Raw genomic sequence first — 21548 nt, forward strand, 5'->3', positions numbered from 1 at the left:
GGAATGACAAGTGAATATTGATCTACAGGCACTTCGTACCATCGAGTCCGAGCGCAACGTCCCCGTAAAGGACTTGCTGGAAGCGATTGCGGGTGCCTTGTTGTATTCCTACCTGGATTACCGCGAGTCTAATGCTGGCGGCAAGGTAGAAGGCGCCAAGTCCCGCGTCGATATCGACGCCACCACCGGTGCGGTCAGCGTCATTGTTTCGGAGCGCGACCCAGAAACTGGGGAAGTAACCACCGAATACGATGACACCCCGGAAAACTTTGGACGCGTGGGTGCACAGGCCGTGCGCGAGGCCATTCTGCGCAAGTTGCGCGAGGCCGAGGCAGAGCGTACCTATGATTCCTACTCGGAGCTCACCGGCCGCGTTGTCAGCGGCATCGTCCAGCGCGATGCGCGAGCTAATGCCCGCGGCATCGTTGTGGTCCAGCTGGGCTCCGAGCTGGAGTCCCAGGATGGCATCTTGCTGCCTGCCGAGCAGATTCCGGGTGAAAAGCTCGAGCACGGTGACCGCATTAAGGCCTATGTCGTAGGCGTTAATCGCAATGGCGCCCAGGTACAGATCAATCTCTCTCGCACTCACCCGGAGCTGGTGCGTGGCCTTTTTGAGCTCGAAGTTCCAGAGGTTGCCGATGGCAGCGTAGAAATGATTGCCATTGCCCGCGAGGCAGGCCACCGTTCCAAGGTGGCCGTTGTGGGCCATGCCAAGGGCCTGAACGCAAAGGGAGCCTGCATTGGCCCGCGCGGTCAGCGCGTCAACAACATCATGCGCCAGCTCGGCGGTGAAAAGATTGACATCATCGACTTCAGCGAGGATCCCACGGTCTATGTAGGCAATGCACTGGCCCCCTCGAAGGTGGTCAAGGTCACCGTTGTAGACAACGAGGCGCAAATCGCGCGCGTGGTGGTGCCGGACTACCAGCTGTCCCTGGCTATTGGTAAAGAGGGGCAGAATGCCCGTCTAGCTGCCCGTTTGACCGGTTGGAAGATCGATATTCACTCGGACGCTGACGCTAATTAAGGATCTGCGCTTTTGTAGCGTAGGCTAGTAAACGGCCCAGTTGCAGATTGGGGGCATATTGGCGACGCGAAAAGTAAGGAGTTGAATGTCTGAGAGGCAAAGACTCCGGACTTGTATCGCCACTCGCCGTCGCCTGCCAGATACGGACTTGTTACGGGTGGTCATCGACCGCGATGATCCGCACGGCCGCCGTCTGGTAGCAGATCCACACCGCCGGCTTCCCGGCCGCGGGGCGTGGATTAGCCCCACACTTTCTGCACTCGAGCTGGCGGAGCGCAAACGCGCCTTCAAGCGCGCGCTTCGCACGTCCGCACCCGTGGACACAGGTCAGGTACGGCAGTACTTGGAAGCGTATAGCGGACAGGTACCTAGCGCGGAAACGCCGCGTTAGATTCGTACGAACCAGAGTTACAAAGGAAGACCGAACACTGATGAGCGCACAACGATGAAGCATCAGCGATGAAAGTCCTACACACCTAACTAGGGGTCAGGCCAGTTTCCGCGGCCTTGACTCCTAGTCGATACCAAGAGGAGACAAGTGCCCGGAAAGCTACGTGTTCACGAGCTCGCAAAGCAGCTCGGAGTAACCAGCAAGGAACTGCTCGCCACCCTGAAGGAACAGGGTGAGTTTGTAAAGACTGCTTCTTCCACCATCGAACCGCCGGTGGTTAAGAAGATGCGAGCTCATTATGAAGCACAGTCCGGCGGCGATGACGCCGCCGAGAAGAAGCAAGACAATAAGCCTGCCAAGGGTGCTGCTAAGAGCACCGCAAAGGCGAGCGCCCCTAAGCCGGGCGCGAAGTCTGCTGCCCCGAAGCCGGGCGCAGAGGCGCCAAAGCCAGGCGCGAAGGCCGCTGCACCGAAGCCCGGCCAGGGCGCACCGAAGCCGGGACAGGGTGCTGCTGCTAAGCCCGGTGCAAAGCCAGCTGCCCCGAAGCCGGGCGCACAGGCCCCGAAACCTGGTGCCAAGTCTGCCGCACCGAAGCCTGGCCAGGGTGCACCGAAGCCAGGTCAGGCTGGCGGCAAGAAGTCGGGCGAGCGCCCGACCCCAGGCAATTCCATGCCTCGTCCTATGCCGAAGCCAGGCGGTTCCCGTCGCGTAGCTAATAACCCGTTCTCCACGGGTGGCGGCGACAACCGTCCGGGCCCGCGCCCAGGTGGCTCCAAGGGCCAGCGTGGCGGCAATAAGCCGGGCGATAACCGCGGTAAGCGCGGCGGCCAGAACGAGGGCGGAAATAACCGTCAGGGCGGCAATAACCAGGGTGGCGGTCGCCGTCCATCCCCGGCCATGATGCCGTCCCACCCGAACCCTGCGTCGATGCCGTCTAAGGCACCGAGCGGCGGTGGACGCGGCGGCCGCGGTCGCGGCGGTCACGGCGGACCAGGCCACGGTGGCCCAGGTGGCGGACGTCCAGGCGGTTTCCGCGGAGGCGGACGCGGCGGACGTCGCGGTGGCACCGCAGGTGCATTCGGCCGCCCAGGTGGCGCTCCACGCAAGGGCAAGAAGTCCAAGCGTCAGAAGCGCCATGAGTACGAGGAGCAGCAGAAGCACGTCGTAGGCGGCGTGCGCTTGCCAGACGGCAAGGGCCAGACCGTCCGCCTGCGTCGTGGTGCATCCCTGTCTGACTTCGCCGAGAAGATCGGTGCGGATCCAGCATCGTTGGTGCAGGCACTGTTCAATCTCGGTGAAATGGTGACGGCAACCGCTTCCGTATCGGAAGATACGCTGCAGCTGCTCGGCTCCGAGATCAACTACAACGTCGAGGTTGTCTCCCCTGAGGACGAGGACCGCGAGCTGCTCGAGTCCTTCGACTTGAAGTTCGGCGAGGACGAAGGCGGCGAGGAAGCACTGGAGAATCGTCCTCCAGTCGTCTCCGTTATGGGTCACGTTGACCACGGTAAGACCCGCCTGTTGGACGCTATTCGTAAGACCAACGAGGGCGCCCGCGAGGAAGGCGGCATCACCCAGGGCATTGGTGCCTACCAGACCACGGTGGACGTGGACGGCGAGCGCACCATCACCTTCCTGGATACCCCGGGTCACGAGGCCTTTACCGCCATGCGTGCCCGCGGTGCTAAGTCCACCGACTTGGCCATCCTCGTGGTTGCCGCCGATGACGGCGTTATGCCACAGACCGTGGAGGCCATCAACCACGCCAAGGCTGCCGATATTCCGGTCGTCGTGGCCGTGAATAAGGTGGATAAGCCGGAAGCTCAGCCGGATAAGATCCGTGGCCAGCTCACCGAGTACGGCCTGGTTCCGGAAGAGTACGGTGGCGACACCATGTTCGTGGATATCTCCGCGAAGCAGGGCAAGAACATTGACCAGCTGCTTGAGTCGGTCATCCTGACCGCGGATGCGGCCTTGGAGCTGACCGCTAACCCAGACATGGACGCACAGGGCGTGGCCATTGAGGCTCACCTGGACCGCGGACGCGGTCCGGTGGCAACGGTCATCGTTCAGCGCGGTACCTTGCACGTGGGTGACTCCATCGTCGTTGGCGATGCGCACGGCCGTGTCCGCCGCATGCTCGATGAGTTCGGCGAAGACGTCGAAGAGGCGGGCCCATCCCGTCCGGTGCAGGTCCAGGGTCTGTCCGGTGTGCCGGGTGCAGGCGATAATCTGCTCGTGGTGGAAGATGATCGCGTTGCCCGCCAGATTGCTAACCAGCGTGATGCTCGCAAGCGTTCTGCCCTGCAGGCAAAGCAGCGCAAGCGCGTCTCCCTGGAGGATCTGGACAAGGTATTGCAGGAGACTTCGACCCTCAACCTCATCCTCAAGGGCGACAATGCCGGTTCCGTCGAGGCACTGGAAGATGCCCTGCTGGATATCAAGACCGAGGACGAAGTCGAGCTCAACATCATCGACCGTGGTGTGGGCGCTGTGACCGAGACCAACGTCTCTCTCGCAGCGGCTTCCGACGCCGTCATCATTGCCTTCAACACCCGTGCGGAAGGCAAGGCGACGGAGATGGCCACCCAAGAGGGCGTGGATATTCGTTACTACACGATCATCTACAAGGCCATCGAAGAGGTCGAGGCTGCGCTCAAGGGCATGCTCAAGCCGATTTACGAGGAGCGCGACACCGGTGCGGCCGAAATCCGCGCCCTGTTCAAGTCCTCCGCGGTGGGTACCATCGCCGGCTGCATGGTTACCGAGGGCAAGGTTGTCCGCAACGGCAAGGTTCGCCTGCTGCGCGATAACAACGTCATCACTGCCGACGCCAAGATTGAGTCCCTGCGTCACGAAAAGGACGACGCAACCGAGATCAAGGCCGGCTACGAGTGCGGTATGGTGCTCTCTTACCCGGATATCCAGGTAGGCGACATCATCCAGGCCTACGAAGAGGTCGAGGTTCCGCGCGACTAAACGTCGCCGTCTCAAGGCCCGCTTCCGCTCCCGCCGTCCCCACTGAATGTGCTGCTAGCACTCAGTAGGGAAGGCGCGGGGAGATGGGAAGCGGGCCTTGCGCTATTCCTGCGTCTGTAAGTTGAGGGCGCCTTGGGTGCCGCTGCCTACTGGCGTTGCCGCGACGGGTTTTCATTGTCCGCGATTCGGCACTAAACTGGTGGTTTCTTGTACCGGTTGGCGGTAATTTTAGAGATAGATTCTTTTTGAGCTGGGAGGTTCACATGGTCGATCACGCACGCGCAGCGCGCATGGCCAAGCGCATTCAGGAAATCGTGGCGAGCGCCATCGAACGCCAGATTAAGGATCGCCGCCTCGAGCTGGTGACCATTACGGATACTCGAGTCACGGGCGACCTGCACGATGCCACCGTTTTTTATACCGTGCGCGGAAAGGACATTGATTCAGAGCCGGACTTCGCACAAGCAGAAGAAGCCCTCAAGCGCGCTAAAGGTCAGCTGCGCAAGATTGTGGGCGATCAGCTCTCGGTGCGGTTTACCCCGACGCTAACCTTCGAGGTCGATACCGTACCGGAGGCCTCTGCTCATATGGAAGAACTTCTGGCTCGTGCTCGCGCCCGCGATGAAGAACTGGCAAAGCTGAAGGAAAACGCCCAGCCGGCAGGGGATGCGAACCCGTATAAGACCTCCGATGAAGACGAGGCTTAAGTGACTAAGAAGCAATACCAGCCGGCAGTTGCCGCTTTGCATGATGCTCATAGCATCTGCATTGTGACGCACCTGCGGCCGGATGCCGATGCCATCGGCTCTGCTGCGGCGTTGCTGCTCGCGCTGCGCCAACGGGGCAAAGACGTCTGTGCCGTTGTGGGCCAGGAGCGGGAGATTTCCCGTAATCTTTACACCATTCCTGCCGCCGACGACGTCACCACTAGTCGTGAGCTGCCGGAAGGCTATGACCTCTACGTCACCGTTGATTGTGGTTCTTTAGACCGGACGGGCTTTTTTGCGGACCGGATTGAGCAGCTAGCCCAGCAGGGCCGAGTTCTGTGCATTGACCATCATTCTTCTAATCCGGGGTTTGGTGCCATCAATGTGGTGGACACTGAATGTGAATCCACCACCGTGGTGTTGCTGAGCATCCTGGATTCACTGGAGATTCAGATTGACCGTCATATTGCGCACTGCTTATATGCCGGTTTGATGACCGATACTGGCAGCTTCCGCTGGGGCAGGCCGGCTATGCACGATATTGCCACCCGCCTCATGCACTACGATCTCGATACCAAGCAGATCGCAGCTGACCTTTTAGATTCCACCACGCCGGACGATCTTCAGATGATCGGTAGGGTATTGGCCGGTTTGCGCCTCGAAGATGCAGGGGAGCACACCCTAGGCATTCTCGTCGCGCGGCTGGAAGATATCCAGGGACACTCTGATTCGGCCGTTGAATCTTTGGTGGAGTTCGTTCGCGCGCTTGAAGGAACCACCGTCGGCGTGGTGTTTAAGGAACAAGCTCCGGAGGTGTGGGCAGTTTCTTTGCGTTCTTCTCGCATTGATTGTTCTTCGGTGGCGCTAACCTTCGGCGGTGGCGGGCATGTACCGGCCGCGGGCTATACCGCTCACGGGGCTCCGGAAAAAATATTTAAGGAATTGGTGGCCGCTATCCGATGAGAAATAGGCAGACGGACGGAATGAACGCTCAGGATCGCTCCACCGCTGGCACGGTAACCGCACGCGAGGTCTTTGGCCTCGCGTTTCCCGCGCTTGGCGTACTTGCGGCCATGCCGCTCTACCTCTTGCTGGATACCGCGGTAGTCGGACGCCTTGGCGCCCAAGAGCTCGCCTCGCTGGCTGCAGCCACCACAATTCACTCCGTGGTGACGACGCAGTTGACTTTCTTGTCCTACGGCACGACCGCTCGCTCTGCCCGTCTCTTTGGCTCCGGAAAGCGCGAAGCTGCGGTTGCTGAAGGCGTGCAAGCCACCTATGTGGCCCTAGGTGTAGGCGCGCTGCTCGCCGTGATCATGTGGATTTTCGGCGGCGTATTTGCCCGCGCCTTAACCGGTGATCCCACCACGGCCGCCGGTACGGCCTTGTGGCTGCGCATCGCAGCTCTGGCTATTCCCGTTACTTTGGTGGAGATGGCCGGAAACGGCTGGATGCGCGGTGTCCAAGATACGAAGAAGCCGCTGTACTTCACTTTGTCTGGCATGATTCCCGGCGCTATTGCGGTGCCCATCTTCGTCCATTTCTGGGGGCTGGCAGGCTCGGCCATTGCCACGGTTTTGGGCATGAGCATTATTGCTGCGCTATTTGTCCGCGAATTGCATAAGGAGCATACCGGCTCCTGGCAATTTCAGTGGCATGTGGTACGCGAACAACTCATCTTAGGCCGCGATCTTATTTTGCGTTCGGCTAGCTTCCAGGTGGCTTTCCTAACCGCCACGGCTGTGGTTTCCCGCGTTGGTACCGCTTCTTTGGCCGGTCACCAGATCATGATGCAGCTGTGGAACTTCATGTCCCTTATCTTGGATTCGTTGGCCATTGCCGCGCAATCATTGACTGGTGCTGCACTAGGTGCTGGCTCTGCGCGGCACGCACGCAGTGTGGGCAGCAAGGTGGCGTTGTACTCTACGATTTTCTCTGGCCTCTTGGCTGCCGTATTTGCTGCTGGTGCAGGGATTATTCCGCGCATTTTTACCTCCGCTCCGGAAGTGCTCGATGCCATCTCTAAGCCGTGGTGGATCCTGGTAGCCATGGTTATCGGCGGTGGCGTGGTCTTCGCCTTCGATGGTGTCTTGCTGGGTGCCGGCGATGCTGCCTTCCTGCGTACGCTGACCATTTCTTCGGTCCTGGTGGGATTTTTGCCGGGCGTTATCTTGGCGCACTTTATGGGCACAGGCTTAACCGGCGTGTGGTGTGGCCTCGCGGCCTTCATTGCTTTCCGCATGGTGGGTGTGGTCTACCGGTTCCGATCGATGAAATGGGCCGTAGTACAGGAGCGCTAGCTGCGCTAAAGTGGGCGTGTTGATACTCTCGCGCGGTGTGCTGCTCCGTGCAGCGCGCAGATTCTAGGAAGGCAGGTGAGAAACCTATGCCAACAGTGTGGGCGGTTTCTGACCTGCATGGAGCGGTCAGCGCCAATAGCGAGCGCATTGATCAGCTTACTCCGCCCGATCCCGCGGATTGGCTCATCGTGGCCGGGGACGTCGCAGAGCGTACCGATCTCATCATTCGTATTTTGCGCCAGCTCAATGATCGCTATGCCAGGGTCATCTGGGTGCCGGGCAACCATGAGTTATTCTCCCGCTCCCAGGATCGTTATCAAGGCCGAGATAAGTATGCGCACCTGGTGGAAAGGTGTAGGGAAATTGGAGTTATCACTCCAGAAGACCCGTATCCAGTATTTCACGGGACCACCATCGTTCCGCTATTTACTTTGTATGACTACAGTTTCCGTCCGCATGGCCTTAGCGTGGACGAAGCCATTGAGGCGGCGCGCGCAAAACAACTGATGATGACCGATGAGTTCGCCATCGCCCCCTTCGTAGACGTGCGGGCGTGGTGTGGGGATAGGTTGGCCTATTCCATCAAGCGCCTTTCCCGAGTACATGGTCCTACCGTGTTGGTTAACCATTGGCCGCTGGTCCAAGAACCGACAATGCTATTGCGCTTTCCGGAAATTGCCTTGTGGTGCGGAACTAGGCATACGCGGTCGTGGCCGCGGCGCTATAACGCGCAGTCCGTCATCTATGGGCACCTTCATATGCCGTCTCGCATGAATGTGGACGGCGTTGACCACATCGAGACGTCATTGGGGTATCCACGCGAATGGCAGGGGCGCGACAGCACCCAGACGTGGCCCTATCCGGTACTGCGTTCTTTTGAAGGGGAGGAGGCACGATGATGTATCCAGAGCTATTTCCTGAAAGTGCGCGCTATTGCTATGTGCGCACGGATTCGGGTTACGCGGATTTGGCTAATTTTGAAGGCCTCGCGGCCGAAGAAAAGTCTCTGGTTTCCCAGGCAGTTGATGTACGCAAGGCCGAGTTCGGTGATGCTCGGTGGTGCGCGCACCGAGCCTTGCAGGAATTAGGTGCCAGCCCGGCGACGCCGATTTTGCGCAGCGAGCGCGGCATGCCGCTGTGGCCAGAAGGCTTTGTCGGCTCGATGACGCATACCGAGGGGATGCGGGCTGCGGTGGTTGCCCCTACCTCAGCCTTAAAATCCGTAGGCCTGGATGCAGAACCCGCCGAACCGCTGCCGGATCATGTGCTCACCATGATCGCCCGAGCGGGGGAGATGCCGCAGCTTTTACGGCTTCGTGAGGCGGGGATTACCTGCCCGGATCGTTTGCTCTTCTGCGCCAAAGAGGCCACGTATAAGTCGTGGTTTCCCATGACTTTTCGCTGGCTGGACTTTGACCAGGCAGAAATCGACCTGCGCGAAGATGGCACGTTAATTTCCTATATTTTGGCTAGGCCCACACCGGTGCCTTTTATCACCGGGCGCTGGGTAATTCGAGACGGCTACGTTATCGTCTCCACCTCGGTTCCAGCCTTAGATTTTAGTCGCTAAAGGGTAGAGGGCCGTGCCACAAATACGGTGGCCAGGCGCTTGCCTTTTTCTTTAATGAGCGCCACGGCTTGGCCATTAGGGGCCACAGCAGCGTGGACGCCCTTGAGCCCGCGGGGCTCTAGCCATTTGCCCATGGCGAGGGCGGCGGCCTCCTCCTCTGTGACGGAAAGGACGGGGAAGCAGCGAGCCAAGGCCTCATCCAAGCTGAGGGAAAGGCGAGGGGATTTGGCAAGGGCGTCGAGCGAGAGGGCGTCGACAAGTGCAAAAGGGCCCACCTCAGTGCGACGCAAGGCGGTCAGGTGCCCGCCCACCTGCAGGGCCTCGCCCAGATCGCGGGCCAGGGAGCGGATATAGGTGCCGGAAGAACAGTCCACCGTGACGTCTAGATCGATGTAGTCGCCCTCGCGGCGCTCGGCCAGGACGTCAAATCTATCTACCGTTACTGGGCGGGCGGGAATGTCTACCTCCTGGCCCTCGCGTACTAGCTCATGGGCGCGGCGGCCGTTAATTTTAATTGCGGATACGGCCGCGGGCTTTTGCATGATGTCGCCGGTGAGCTTGGCAATCTCTGCCTCGATTGCGGTGCGGTCAATTGCCGCAGCGCTAGCGCCCCAGCAGCGCTCCCCCTCGGCGTCATCGGTTGTGGTGGCGGCGCCGAGGCGAATGGTGGCGTCATAGGACTTAGTGGAGGCAACCATGTGGGCCAAGAACTTGGTGCCACGCTCCATGCCTAGGACAAGCACGCCGGTGGCCATGGGGTCGAGGGTGCCGGCGTGGCCTACCTTCTTGGTGCGAAAGTACCTGCGTAGGCGGCCGACAACATCGTGGGAGGTCATGCCGGCGGGTTTGTCTACGATGACGAGTCCGGAGTTTGCGAGCGCATCAGTCATAGCCTCTAAGTCTATGCTCTACGATGGTCTGCGTGGATATTTGGTACGGAATCGATGACATCCCCGCGGAAGTGGGCCCAACGTCAGTAACCATCGGCGTTTTTGATGGCCTGCACCGCGGCCATCAGCAGCTCATCTCCGCCTGCGTGGAGCATGCACGCGCTCATGGTGAGCGCCCTGTCATGGTGACCTTTGACCCGCACCCGGTGTCGGTATTCCTCCCGGAACGTGCGCCGTTGGCGGTGCTGAGCTTTGAACGCCGACTGGAATTGGCCGAAGAGATGGGCATTGCAGCCGTGCTCGTTATTGACTTCACCCGAGACCTTGCTGGGGTGGAGCCACGGCCCTACGTAGAAGATTTATTGGTAGGAAAGCTCGCAGCCCAGCACATCGTGGTAGGAGAGAACTTCACCTTTGGCGCCGGCGCGACCGGAACCGCCCAGGCTATGCAGGACTTTGGTGCCGAGTTCGGCTTTAGTGTGGACATCGTCCCACTGCTGGATGATGAGGGCGTGCGCATTTGCTCCACCCACATTCGTGAGTGCCTTGCGCAGGGGGATATCGAATCCGCAAACTGGGCTCTCGGTCGCCATTTCACTGTGACCGGGCCCGTAGTGCGCGGCGCAGGACGTGGAGGCAAGGAGCTCGGATTCCCTACGGCCAATCAGTATTTCCCGGATACGGTGGCCATCCCGGCCGATGGTGTGTACGCGGGCTGGTTCATCGTTCACTCTGATTCCTCTATCGAGGGGGATATGCGGCCTGGCGTGGCCTATGCGGCCGCTATTTCCGTAGGCACCAACCCCACCTTTGGCGATGAGGAGCGCTCCATTGAGTCCTTCGTGCTCGACCGCGACGCTGACCTGTACGGCTACGAGGCTACGGTGCACTTTGTGGGCCACCTCCGCGATATGGTGAAGTTCAATTCCGTAGACGAGCTGCTAGAAGCGATGGCCAATGACGTAGCCAAGGCCCGCCAGGTGCTAGCCGCCGATGCTAAGGCGCAGGGCTGGACCGCGAAGGACTACTTCCTGCGGGAGAAATAAATGAAGGCGATTCTCGATCTTGATACCGGCATTGATGATGCCCTAGCGCTGGCGTATGCCATCGCCCATCCGGACCTGGACTTAATCGGCGTGACCTGCACGTACGGCAACGTGACCGTGCCCTTAGCCGTGCGCAATACACTGGCCCTTCTAGAACTACTGGGCCAAGACGATATTCCGGTCTTTGCCGGACCTAGCCCGGATGGTTTTCGGCCAAGCGAGATTTCTTCTTTAATCCACGGCCACAACGGCGTGGGGGAGGTCCTGCTTCCGCCGGCAACCACCCAGGCGCAGTCCCAACCAGCGGCTGAGTTCCTCATCGAGGCCGTGCACGAGCACAGCGATGATCTAGTAATCATTCCGACCGGCCCGTCCACCACGATTGCTGCCGCCATGCAGCAGGACCCTTCCTTTGCCACGGCCGCACACTTGGTGATGATGGGCGGGGCTCTCACGGTTCCGGGCAACGTCACGCCGTGGTCCGAGGCCAATATCTCCCAGGATCCGGAAGCTACTGATTACCTGTTCCGCCACACAAGTGATACCACCATGGTGGGCTTGGACGTCACCTTGCGCACGCTTTTGACCACGGCGGAGTCTGCGCGTTGGCGCGCTACCGGAACCCGCGCCGGCCGCATTTTTGCGGATATGGTGGACTATTACATTCGTGCTTACGCCACCACATCGCCGCACTTGGGCGGGTGCGGCCTGCACGATCCATTGGCCGTTGCGGTGGCGGCAGATGCCTCGCTTGTCGACGTCCTTTCGATAAACCTCAAGACTGACACCACCGGCCCTACCCGTGGGCGGACAATCGCGGATGAAAAGCGATTGGATGCGCCACCCACCGCCCGGGTAGCTGTGGGTGTGGATAGTGAGCGTTTTGTGCGAGAGTTTGTCGAACGCCTTGAGACGCTCTTCAGCGAGCTTTAAAAGCACAGCCTAGAAGCCATGTGGTTTTGATTTTCTCTGCCTCGGCGCTGTAGGGTGTTTGTTTGGCTTAGCGACTGCGGTTCACAGCAGTTGCGGCACGCACAAGTACTGCGCCAGCGCAGGCTTAAGCGTCACGATAATGTGGACTGAAATAAAGGAGAAATACTCATGGCATTGACCACTGAGAAGAAGGCCGAAATTCTCAAGGAGTACGGCCTGCACGAAACCGATACCGGTTCCCCTGAGGCACAGGTTGCCCTGCTGACCTCCCGCATCAATACTTTGACCGAGCACCTGAAGTTCCACAAGCACGATCACCACTCCCGTCGTGGTCTGCTGCTGATGGTTGGTCGCCGTCGTGGCCTGCTGAAGTACCTGGCTGAGAACAACGTCGATCGCTATCGTGATCTGATCTCTCGCCTGGGTCTGCGCCGTTAATTTCGGCCCAGCTTCGGCCACCTCGCCCCGCCCTTTGGCGGGGCTTTTGTGGTTTTTCTGTTAGAATTTGACACCGTTGTCATAGACAAAATCGACCAGGCGGCACCGACGATCGCCTAAACCACTCAAGGAGACATTTTTTAATGAGCGTTCAGAACTCCGTCGAGTTCAATATTGACGAGGACTTTGGCATTACCGAGGCCATTGCCACGCTAGACAATGGTGACTTTGGCACCCGCACCCTGCGCTTTGAAACCGGCCAGCTGGCTCGGCAGGCAGACGGCTCCGTGACCACCTACTTAGACGATGACACCATGTTGCTGGCCACGACCACCGCGTCCAACCAGCCGCGCGAGGGATTCGACTTCTTCCCGCTGACGGTGGACGTAGAAGAGCGTATGTACGCCGCCGGCAAGATTCCGGGCTCCTTCTTCCGCCGTGAGGGCCGCCCTTCCTCTGAGGCCATCCTGGCATGCCGCCTTATCGACCGCCCGCTGCGCCCAACCTTTGTCAAGGGTCTGCGCAACGAGGTCCAGGTCGTTGTTACCGTGATGTCCCAGGATCCGGAAGAGTACTACGACGTCGTTGCTATCAACGGCGCTTCCGCCGCCACCCAGCTGTCCGGCTTGCCCGTTTCCGGCGCTGTCGGCGGTGTCCGCATGGCACTGATCGCTGATGATAAGCACCCCGAGGGCCAGTGGGTGGCCTTCCCGAATCACGAGCAGCACGAGCGCGCTCTCTTTGAGATGGTCGTTGCCGGCCGCATTGTCAAAAAGGGCCGTAAGGACGACGTAGCCATCATGATGGTCGAGGCCGGTGCCGGCACCAACGTTGCTGAGCGCATTGCCGATGGCGCTCCTGCACCGCAGGAAGCAACCGTTGCTGAAGGCTTGGAGGCAGCAAAGCCATTCATTAAGACCTTGTGCGAGGCCCAGAACGGTCTGGCCGAGCGTGCCGCCAAGGAAACCCAGGAGTTCCCACTCTTCCCGGCATACGGCGATGATGTCTTTGCGGCAGTGGAGAAGGCTGCTGCAAAGAAGCTAGAGAAGCTGCTGACCATTCCGGGTAAGCAGGAACGCGACGATGCCACCAATGAATACATGGAGCAGGTCGAAGAAAAGCTCTTGGACCAGTTCGAGGACTTGGATGAGGCCGATGCCTCCAAGCAGATCCGCGGTGCTTATAACGCCCTGATGAAGCAGATCGTGCGCCACAAGATCCTCTCCGAGGGCTTCCGTATCGATGGCCGCGGCGTTACCGATATCCGCGACCTCTCCGTTGAGGTGGACCTGGTTCCGCGTGCTCACGGTTCCTCCCTGTTCGAGCGCGGTGAGACCCAGATTCTGGGTGTTACCACCCTGGACATGCTCAAGATGGAGCAGCAGATTGATTCCCTGACCCCGGTGGAATCCAAGCGTTACATGCACCACTACAACTTCCCGCCATTCTCCACTGGCGAGACTGGCCGCGTGGGCTCCCCGAAGCGCCGCGAGATCGGCCACGGTGCTTTGGCCGAGCGCGCTCTGCTTCCGGTCATCCCATCCCGTGAGGACTTCCCCTACGCCATCCGTCAGGTCTCTGAGGCCTTGGGCTCCAATGGCTCCACCTCTATGGGCTCTGTGTGTGCCTCCACCTTGTCCCTCTACAATGCCGGTGTCCCGCTGAAGGCTCCGGTAGCTGGCATCGCTATGGGCTTGGTCTCTGGCGAGGTAAATGGCAAGGAAAAGTTCGTCGCCCTGACAGATATCCTCGGTGCCGAGGATGCCTTTGGCGATATGGACTTCAAGGTCGCCGGTACCTCTGAGTACATCACCGCCCTGCAGCTGGACACCAAGTTGGATGGCATCCCGTCTAAGGTCCTGGCCCAGGCCCTGGAGCAGGCTCGCGATGCCCGCTCTACCATCCTGGAAACCATGGCTGAGGTCATCGATACCCCAGATGAGATGTCTGGCCTTGCACCGAAGATCACCTCCGTGAAGATCCCGGTTAATAAGATCGGTGAGCTTATCGGACCAAAGGGCAAGACCATCAACCAGATTACCGAGGAAACCGGCGCCGATGTCTCCATCGAGGATGACGGAACCGTCTACGTTTCCGCTGCTACCGGTGAGGCTGCGGATGCTGCCATCGATAAGGTGAACTCCATTGCAAACCCACAGCTGCCGAAGGTAGGAGAGCGCTTCCTGGGCACCGTGGTAAAGACCGTGCCGTTCGGCGCATTCGTTTCCTTGACCCCGGGTCGCGATGGCTTGATCCACATTTCCAACTTGGGTGGCGACGAGCGTATCGAGAAGGTAGAAGACGTCATCAACGTTGGCGATAAGGTTCAGGTAGAAATCGCGGATATTGATAATCGCGGCAAGATTTCCCTGGTTCCGGTTGAGGACTAATCCCTAAGCGCAAAGAAGGCTCTGCCTTCCAGTTCACTCGCTGGAAAGCAGAGCCTTCTTTGTAAGGTGTGCACCATTTAGAGGCGCCGCTATACGTTAGTTCTGGAAGTCAATGACCACGCGGGACGGGTCCTTTAGATACGTCACGGAGTAGGCAGTCTTCTTCTCTAGACCGATAATGAGCTGTGTTTGCGCCTCAAAGGTGGTGGTGTAGTTGACTGCGCTGACCACCCCGGCACCAGGGGTAGTGCCTGGCTGCATGTACTTTTCTTTTAGCTCTGGGGTAGAAGGCCACGGCGTTCCCTCAATGCCTAGGTTGAGGAAGGTATTTCCTTGGAGCTCAACCGGCTTGCCGGATGCTTGTTGGGTAGGGCTATCGGTATAGGACGTAAACCAGCCCGGTTCACCTTCGCCCTCCAAGTCAATGACGACGCGGGTGAACCCATCGTGCGCCCCCACTCGCACACCCGTGGGGATGAGGTTTCCGAGATTCTCTGGCATATGCTGTTGGTCCTCGAGAGAGGCCGTGCCCATACCGGCGAACGTCATTGGGGCTGAGTCATGGGAGAGCTTCTGCATTTCTTCATTCGCCGCTGAGGTACTGCGCGGTGCAGAAGTGGTGGCAGGGGTAGCGGAGGTGGTCTGAACTTCAGCAGTGTCGGTAGTTGACTGAACCTCACTAAACGCCGGTGTGCCTGCCTGCGTAGTGTCTTCAGCGGAACAAGCGGCAACTGCTAACGCGCATCCTGCGCTGATGGCCACGGCGATAGTGCGAGAGAAATTTGAGGGAGACATATTCATCACTTCCTTGGTGCGTACCGTGTTGTTACACCCATTCTACTGGGGAAGATGGGACGTACAGTAGGAAGTGATGCAATTGTTAACCTGTGTGAGAAGGAAGGGTGCGGTTACTTCTTCAGTTCCACCAGCTGAATAAGGTTACCTACGGTGTCATCGAAAACAGCGATGATGGACGGCCCAACATCGGTGGGCTCCATGGTGAACTTCACGCCCTTGTCACTGAGCTCCTTATATTCGGCTTCCACATCCGCGGACAGGAACTGCGTGACCGGAATACCGTCGGCCTTGAGTGCTGCGGCGTAGTCTTTGGCAGCGGGATGGCCCTTCGGTTCCAGAAGCAGCTCGGTATTTCCCTCACCTTCAGCATTGGTAACGGTAAGCCACCGGAAATCGCCGTGAGTTACGTCATCCTTAACTCGGAAGCCAAGGGTATTGACGTAAAAATCGTGAGCGCGGGCAACGTCGTCTACAGGAACGGAAGCGATATATATCTACATGCTTGCCATCCTAGGGAGAATGAGGGGGCATCGTCGAAGGGGGCAATTCCATTCCAAGGAAGGTGAAGAATTGTGCAACCTCCATGCGCGTTAGGATGGGGAGAAAAGTACTACCGATGTGGCTGAAGAAGGAGAACACACCATGGCTATCAAGGTTGGCGTGCTAGGCGCCCACGGGCGCGTAGGTCAGGCAATCGTTGAAGGTGTCAACGCGGAAGATGACCTAGAGCTGGTGGCAGAAATCGGTCGCGATGATGATTTGCGGCAGCTTATCGACGCCCACGCAGAGGTCATCGTGGACTTTACCCAGCCAGATTCCGTAATGGGAAACCTTGAATTCTGCATCTCCCACGGAATCCACTGCGTGGTGGGAACCACCGGCTTTGATAAGGATCGCTTGGCTCAGGTAGAGGAGTGGACCAAGCAGGACGGTGCCGGCAATGTCCTCATTGCGCCGAACTTTGCCATTTCTGCAGTTCTCACCATGGTGCTAGCTAAGCAGGCTGCCAAGTTCTTCGAAACGGCAGAGGTAATTGAGTTCCACCACCCAACCAAGTTGGATGCGCCGTCCGGTACTGCGATCCATACCGCTGAGGGAATTGCCGCCGCCCGCAAGGAGGCTGGTCTGGGTGACATGCCGGATGCTACGGAAAAGCAGCTCGATGGTGCTCGCGGCGCCACTGTCGATGGCATTCCGGTACACGCGGTTCGCACCCGTGGCATGGTGGCACACGAGGAGGTCATCTTTGGTGCTCAAGGTCAGTCGCTGACCATCCGCCAGGATTCCTATGACCGCGCGTCCTTCACGCCGGGCGTACTGGTGGGTGTGCGCCAAATTGCGGATCACCCGGGCCTAGTCGTGGGCCTCGACAAGTACCTGGGGCTTTAAGCCATGGCTAAAGCAAGTGAGCTAGATATTCAGCTCATTGCCGCAACGCAGTTCCACGCTCCGCAGGGCGTGGAGTGGCACGCGGATGACTCGGCCTCTGATGGGGAAGCACTCGTCGAGTTTGCTGGACGGGCTTGCTACGAGTCCTTTGATAAGCCAAATCCTCGCACGGCAACTAATGAAGCCTACCTGCACCACATCATGGAGGTAGGCCATACTGCGTTGCTCGAGCATGCCACAGCCACGATGTACATCACAGGGCTGTCGCGTTCGGCGAGCCATGAGCTCGTGCGCCACCGGCACTTTTCCTTCTCGCAGCTCTCCCAGCGCTTTGTCCACCCGGAGGAGACCGAGGTGGTCCTGCCTAAATTGGTGGCTGAGGACGAGCAACTTAGCCGATTGGTAATGCAAGCGGTAGATGAGACTCGCTTTGTCTACGATGAACTGCTTAGCGCACTAGAGGAGAAGCTGGATGAGCCCAACGCGCTCCTCCGCAAGAAGCAGGCCCGCCAGGCGGCGCGTGCCGTTCTTCCCAACGCCACAGAAACGCGCATTGTTGTCACCGGCAACTATCGGGCGTGGCGTCACTTTATTGGTGCTCGTGCCGCCGAGCAGGCCGATGAGGAGCTCCGCCACGTTGCGGTGGAGTGCCTGAAACTGCTGCAAAGCAAGGCCCCAGTGCTGTTTGATGATTTCAACATCACCACTCTGGCTGATGGAACCCAGATGGCGGCAAGCCCCTACGCCTAACACGCGCGTGACCCCGATGCGGCTAATTGCAAGCCAAAAGGGTAATCTTGACGGCTATGAGCACAGGTATGACAGCAAAGACTGGCGTCGACACCTTTGGACGCATCGGCGTCGCCATGGTCACCCCGTTTGACCGTGACGGTGCGCTGGACGTTGCAGCAGGTCGTCGCCTAGCAGCTCATCTCGTTGACAATGGCGTTGATTCGCTCATCCTAGGTGGAACCACCGGCGAATCACCGACCACTTCAGTTGAAGAGAAGCTGGAGCTGCTCAAAGCCGTAAAGGAAGAAGTAGGAGATCGCGCAAAGCTTTGCGCCGGTGCCGGAACGAATGACACCGCAACCTCCATTAAGTTGGCTCAGACCACCGCTGACGCGGGGGCAGACAGCTTGCTGGTGGTAACTCCGTACTACTCCAAGCCATCTCAAAAGGGCGTTTACGAGCACTTTGCCGCAGTCGCGCAAGCCACGGATCTGCCGATCTGTGTCTATGACATCCCTGGCCGCTCGGGCATCCCAGTGGCGCCGGATACCCTCCGCCGCCTTGCGGATTTGCCGACCATCCAAGCCGTAAAGGACGCCAAGGGCGACCTTCCTGCGGCCGCAGAACTCATCCAAGAAACCGGTTTGGCCTGGTATTCCGGTGATGATCCGATTAACCTGCCGTGGCTTTCCCTCGGCGCTTCTGGTTTCATCTCCGTCATCGGCCATGTTGCACCGCGTGCCTTGGTAGAACTTTATGAAGCTTTCGACGCGGGCGATATGGCCCGCGCCCGAGAAATCAATGTCACTACGCTCCTTCCGCTCACCCATGCACAAGCTCGGTTGGGCGGAGCGACGTTTGCAAAGGAAGCCCTGCGCCTGCAGGGCATCGAAGTTGGCGATACCCGTCTTCCTGTCACCGCTGCGAGCGAGGAGGAACGCGAGGTACTTCGCCGTGATCTGGAACAATCTGGAGTCCTCTAAGAATGAATGAACCCCGTAACCGTTCCCGCAAGGTGACCCGCAAGGCGGGCCCACCGGCGGAAAACGAAACCGCCTCCAACGAGGCGGCTTCGCCAGTTTTCCAAGCCCCAGCAACTGATGCGGGCAATTCCGCACAGGATAATTCCGCGAAGGGCGACAAAGGCAATTCTGGCAAGAAGAATTCTTCCGACAACAACAATGATGGCGGCAGCAACAATCGTCGCTCCCGTTCCCGTGGCAGCCGCGGCCGTGGCCGTGGTGGAAACGGCAACGGCAATGGCAATAACCACGGTGGAAACAATAACCACGGCGGCAAGAACGGCAATGGCAACGGAAAGAACGGCAATGGTAAGGGCCGCGGCCGCAATAACCGTGGCCGCCGCAACGTGCCCAAGTCTATGCAGGGCGCGGATCTGACCAAGCGCCTGCCGGAGCCACCGAAGCAGCCGAAGGATGCCCTGCGTATTTACGCTCTGGGCGGTATTTCGGAGATCGGCCGTAATATGACCGTCTTCGAGTACGGTGATGACCTCATCATCATCGACTGTGGTGTGCTCTTCCCATCCTCTGGTGAGCCAGGCGTGGACCTCATCCTGCCTGACTTTGGCCCGATTGAGAAGAAGATCCACAAGGTCAAGGCCCTCGTCGTTACTCACGCGCACGAGGACCACATCGGCGCTATCCCGTGGCTGCTTAAGCTGCGTCCGGATATTCCCATCGTTGCTTCCCGCTTCACCATCGCGCTTATTGCTGCAAAGTGTAAGGAGCACCGCCAGAAGCCGAAGTTCGTCGAGGTTAATGAAAAGTCGGACGTAACCTACGGTCCGTTCCGCGTACGCTTCTGGGCCGTCAACCACTCCGTGCCGGATGCCTTGGGCATCATGCTGGGAACCCCAGCCGGCAATATCATCCACACCGGTGACATCAAGCTGGACCAGACCCCGCTGGATAACCGTCCAACGGACCTCCCAGCCCTGTCCCGCTATGGTGATGAGGGTGTTGACCTCATGCTGTGTGATTCCACCAACGCAACCGTCCCCGGTGTTTCGGCATCTGAGGGTGATATTCCTGCCAACTTCAAGCGGCTCGTCGCCGGCGCTAAGCAGCGCGTAATCTTGGCGTCCTTTGCCTCCAACGTTTACCGTGTCCAGGCCGCTATCGACGCCGCTGTGGCCAACGGCCGCAAGGTGGCTTTCAATGGCCGTTCGATGATGCGCAACATGGAAATCGCGGAGAAGATGGGCTTCTTGAAGGTTCCACGCGGCACCATCATCCCCATCGATGAGGCCGCCAAGATGGCTCCGCATAAGACCATGCTGATTACCACCGGTACGCAGGGTGAGCCCATGGCCGCACTGTCGCGTATGGCCCGCCGCGAACACCGTCAGATTACCGTCCGCGATGGCGATACCATCATCTTCTCTTCCTCGCTCATTCCGGGTAACGAGGAGGCCGTTTACGGCGTCATCAACATGTTGTCCCAGATCGGTGCCAACGTTATTACCAACCAGGACGTAAAGGTCCACGCTTCCGGTCACGGTTACGCTGGCGAGCTCCTCTTCCTGTACAACGCAGCGCGCCCGCGCAACGCGATGCCGGTGCACGGCGAGTGGCGCCACCTGCGCGCCAATAAGGAACTGGCTATCTCCACCGGTGTGGACCGCGACCGTACGGTGCTGGCACAAAACGGCGTCGTCGTGGACCTGCGCAAGGGGCGCGCCGAGGTCGTAGGCCAGATGCAGGTGGGTAACCTGTACGTCGACGGCGTATCCATGGGTGATGTGGACGCTGATACCTTGGCTGATCGCACCAACCTGGGTACCGGCGGCGTGGTTTCTATCACCTGTGTGATTGATAACCGCACCTCGCGCCTGCTGGAGCACCCAACGGTATCTACCACCGGCTTCTCCGATGATGACCGCGGCATCGTGCCGGAGGTTGCGGAGATGGTGGAAAACACCATGAACGATCTCGCCGCTGAAGGGGAGAACGATACCTATCGCATGGTGCAGAAGCTGCGCCGTAAGGTATCCAAGCTCATGGATTCCAAGTACAAGCGCGAGCCGGTTATCCTTCCGACCATCGTGCCGACCAACTCCGGCCCTTTGGTTACCGATGAAGAAGACGTTGACGCTTCTCGTGAGTCCCTGTAAATAGCGCGGGTTCCTCGCGCTAAGCGAAAGCAAGCCCCAGCATGCCAGCTAGCTCGGTATGCTGGGGCTTATGTCGTTTTCTTCTGCTGAGCGCGCCAAGATGGTAGCGCTATTTCATAAGCTTGGTCCCGATGCCCCAACCTTGTGCGAGGGCTGGACAACCCGCGACCTAGCCGTACATTTGTGGGTGCGGGAAAATCGCCCAGATGCAGCCGCCGGCATCTTCGTTAAAGCATTTTCCGGCCGGCTGGAAGAGGAATCACGCAAGGTAGCCGAACGCGACTTTGATGAGTTGGTTGATGACTGGGGGAGGGGACCTGCTGCCTATAACCCCGTCCGGTTCGTGGATGCACAGCAAAACTTTGTGGAGCACTTTGTTCACCACGAGGATATTCGCCGGGCTAATGGCATGGGCCCACGCGACTTTTCGGCGCGCATCAAGCAGCAGATGCATGGCTACCTAAAGCCCTTGGCCAAGTTGGCTCTGCGCAAATCTGAACGTCCGGTCATTGTGCAGCCGGAAGGATTGCCGCGAATCGTTGCCGCAGATACCCATGGCGTGGCGGATAAGGGCGATGCCGTGGTCCGCGTTTCGGGCGAGGTGGGCGAGCTCATCCTCTGGTCCTTCGGGCGTGATGCTGCTGAAGTGACGGTAGAAGGTAATGCCAAAGCTATCGTAAGGTCAAGCCTTTAATATTGATTTAGCTATCACTTTTATGTCGTGGGCCGCGCGTGACGTGTGTGCCGACAGTTTAAAGGGGGCAGGTGCTAGGGAAACGCGTGTGGCTAATGTGATTTGTGGGGTAGCCCGGTTAGAGTAGA

Annotated in this window: 20 protein-coding genes; 17 read left to right on the plus strand and 3 right to left on the minus strand. The window is 59.1% G+C overall.

Annotated elements, in window-relative coordinates; translation table 11 throughout:
• Positions 1 to 10: 10 nt before the first annotated feature.
• The 8 genes from nusA (at position 11) to QP324_RS01390 (ending at position 8974) form a co-directional block, all read left to right on the plus strand.
• Positions 11 to 1027 (plus strand): transcription termination factor NusA, encoded by a 1017-nt coding sequence (gene nusA, locus QP324_RS01355; RefSeq protein ID WP_005328685.1) that lies wholly within the window; start codon positions 11 to 13, stop codon positions 1025 to 1027.
• 85 nt (positions 1028 to 1112) lie between these two features.
• A complete protein-coding gene (locus QP324_RS01360; RefSeq protein WP_284814072.1) occupies positions 1113 to 1418 on the plus strand; it encodes a YlxR family protein in 306 nt (101 codons plus the stop codon).
• A 147-nt stretch (positions 1419 to 1565) separates the two neighbouring features.
• On the plus strand, positions 1566 to 4397 hold the full coding sequence (gene infB, locus QP324_RS01365) for a translation initiation factor IF-2 (protein WP_284814073.1): 2832 nt from the start codon (positions 1566 to 1568) through the stop codon (positions 4395 to 4397).
• A gap of 263 nt (positions 4398 to 4660) precedes the next feature.
• Positions 4661 to 5104, plus strand: coding sequence for a 30S ribosome-binding factor RbfA (gene rbfA / locus QP324_RS01370; protein ID WP_239194447.1), 444 nt, complete (start codon positions 4661 to 4663; stop codon positions 5102 to 5104).
• Entirely contained in the window at positions 5105 to 6067 is a 963-nt protein-coding gene (locus QP324_RS01375) for a bifunctional oligoribonuclease/PAP phosphatase NrnA (protein ID WP_284814075.1), read from the plus strand.
• 20 nt (positions 6068 to 6087) lie between these two features.
• Positions 6088 to 7404, plus strand: coding sequence for an MATE family efflux transporter (locus QP324_RS01380; RefSeq protein ID WP_284814077.1), 1317 nt, complete (start codon positions 6088 to 6090; stop codon positions 7402 to 7404).
• An 86-nt stretch (positions 7405 to 7490) separates the two neighbouring features.
• Positions 7491 to 8303, plus strand: coding sequence for a metallophosphoesterase (locus QP324_RS01385; protein WP_284814079.1), 813 nt, complete (start codon positions 7491 to 7493; stop codon positions 8301 to 8303).
• Positions 8300 to 8974 (plus strand): 4'-phosphopantetheinyl transferase, encoded by a 675-nt coding sequence (locus QP324_RS01390; protein ID WP_284814081.1) that lies wholly within the window; start codon positions 8300 to 8302, stop codon positions 8972 to 8974. Before QP324_RS01385 ends, QP324_RS01390 begins: the two co-directional genes overlap by 4 nt.
• On the opposite strand, the gene truB is transcribed toward QP324_RS01390, so the two are convergent.
• Positions 8971 to 9864, minus strand: coding sequence for a tRNA pseudouridine(55) synthase TruB (truB, locus tag QP324_RS01395; protein ID WP_284814083.1), 894 nt, complete (start codon positions 9862 to 9864; stop codon positions 8971 to 8973). The genes QP324_RS01390 and truB overlap by 4 nt on opposite strands.
• A gap of 23 nt (positions 9865 to 9887) precedes the next feature.
• On the opposite strand from truB, the gene QP324_RS01400 reads away from it, so the two are divergent.
• From QP324_RS01400 to QP324_RS01415, 4 genes are all read left to right on the plus strand, one after another.
• Entirely contained in the window at positions 9888 to 10910 is a 1023-nt protein-coding gene (locus QP324_RS01400; protein WP_204608618.1) for a bifunctional riboflavin kinase/FAD synthetase, read from the plus strand.
• Positions 10911 to 11843: a nucleoside hydrolase gene (locus tag QP324_RS01405; RefSeq protein ID WP_284814085.1), complete on the plus strand. Its 933-nt coding sequence runs from the start codon at positions 10911 to 10913 to the stop codon at positions 11841 to 11843.
• Positions 11844 to 12011: 168 nt separating this feature from the next.
• On the plus strand, positions 12012 to 12281 hold the full coding sequence (gene rpsO, locus QP324_RS01410; protein WP_005278802.1) for a 30S ribosomal protein S15: 270 nt from the start codon (positions 12012 to 12014) through the stop codon (positions 12279 to 12281).
• Positions 12282 to 12424: 143 nt separating this feature from the next.
• A complete protein-coding gene (locus QP324_RS01415) occupies positions 12425 to 14671 on the plus strand; it encodes a polyribonucleotide nucleotidyltransferase (RefSeq protein ID WP_284814086.1) in 2247 nt (748 codons plus the stop codon).
• Between the two features lie 96 nt (positions 14672 to 14767).
• Here QP324_RS01415 and QP324_RS01420 read toward each other — a convergent pair whose 3' ends face one another.
• A complete protein-coding gene (locus tag QP324_RS01420) occupies positions 14768 to 15466 on the minus strand; it encodes a hypothetical protein (RefSeq protein WP_284814089.1) in 699 nt (232 codons plus the stop codon).
• 113 nt (positions 15467 to 15579) lie between these two features.
• Positions 15580 to 15963: a VOC family protein gene (locus QP324_RS01425; protein ID WP_284814215.1), complete on the minus strand. Its 384-nt coding sequence runs from the start codon at positions 15961 to 15963 to the stop codon at positions 15580 to 15582.
• 148 nt (positions 15964 to 16111) lie between these two features.
• On the opposite strand from QP324_RS01425, the gene dapB reads away from it, so the two are divergent.
• The 5 genes from dapB to QP324_RS01450 are packed head-to-tail and all read left to right on the plus strand — an operon-like array spanning position 16112 to position 21420.
• The gene (gene dapB, locus QP324_RS01430) at positions 16112 to 16858 is read left to right on the plus strand and encodes a 4-hydroxy-tetrahydrodipicolinate reductase (RefSeq protein WP_239277506.1); all 747 of its coding nucleotides are present in this window, start codon (positions 16112 to 16114) and stop codon (positions 16856 to 16858) included.
• 3 nt (positions 16859 to 16861) lie between these two features.
• A complete protein-coding gene (gene thyX, locus QP324_RS01435; RefSeq protein WP_150851383.1) occupies positions 16862 to 17608 on the plus strand; it encodes an FAD-dependent thymidylate synthase in 747 nt (248 codons plus the stop codon).
• A gap of 56 nt (positions 17609 to 17664) precedes the next feature.
• Positions 17665 to 18573 (plus strand): 4-hydroxy-tetrahydrodipicolinate synthase, encoded by a 909-nt coding sequence (dapA, locus tag QP324_RS01440; protein ID WP_284814092.1) that lies wholly within the window; start codon positions 17665 to 17667, stop codon positions 18571 to 18573.
• Positions 18574 to 18575: 2 nt separating this feature from the next.
• Positions 18576 to 20726, plus strand: coding sequence for a ribonuclease J (locus QP324_RS01445; protein WP_284814094.1), 2151 nt, complete (start codon positions 18576 to 18578; stop codon positions 20724 to 20726).
• Positions 20727 to 20784: 58 nt separating this feature from the next.
• On the plus strand, positions 20785 to 21420 hold the full coding sequence (locus QP324_RS01450) for a TIGR03085 family metal-binding protein (RefSeq protein WP_284814096.1): 636 nt from the start codon (positions 20785 to 20787) through the stop codon (positions 21418 to 21420).
• Positions 21421 to 21548 lie beyond the last annotated feature (128 nt).

Origin of the sequence: Corynebacterium sp. UMB0012, from assembly GCF_030216265.1 — a bacterium.
In the GTDB taxonomy this organism is placed as follows: Bacteria; Actinomycetota; Actinomycetes; order Mycobacteriales; family Mycobacteriaceae; genus Corynebacterium.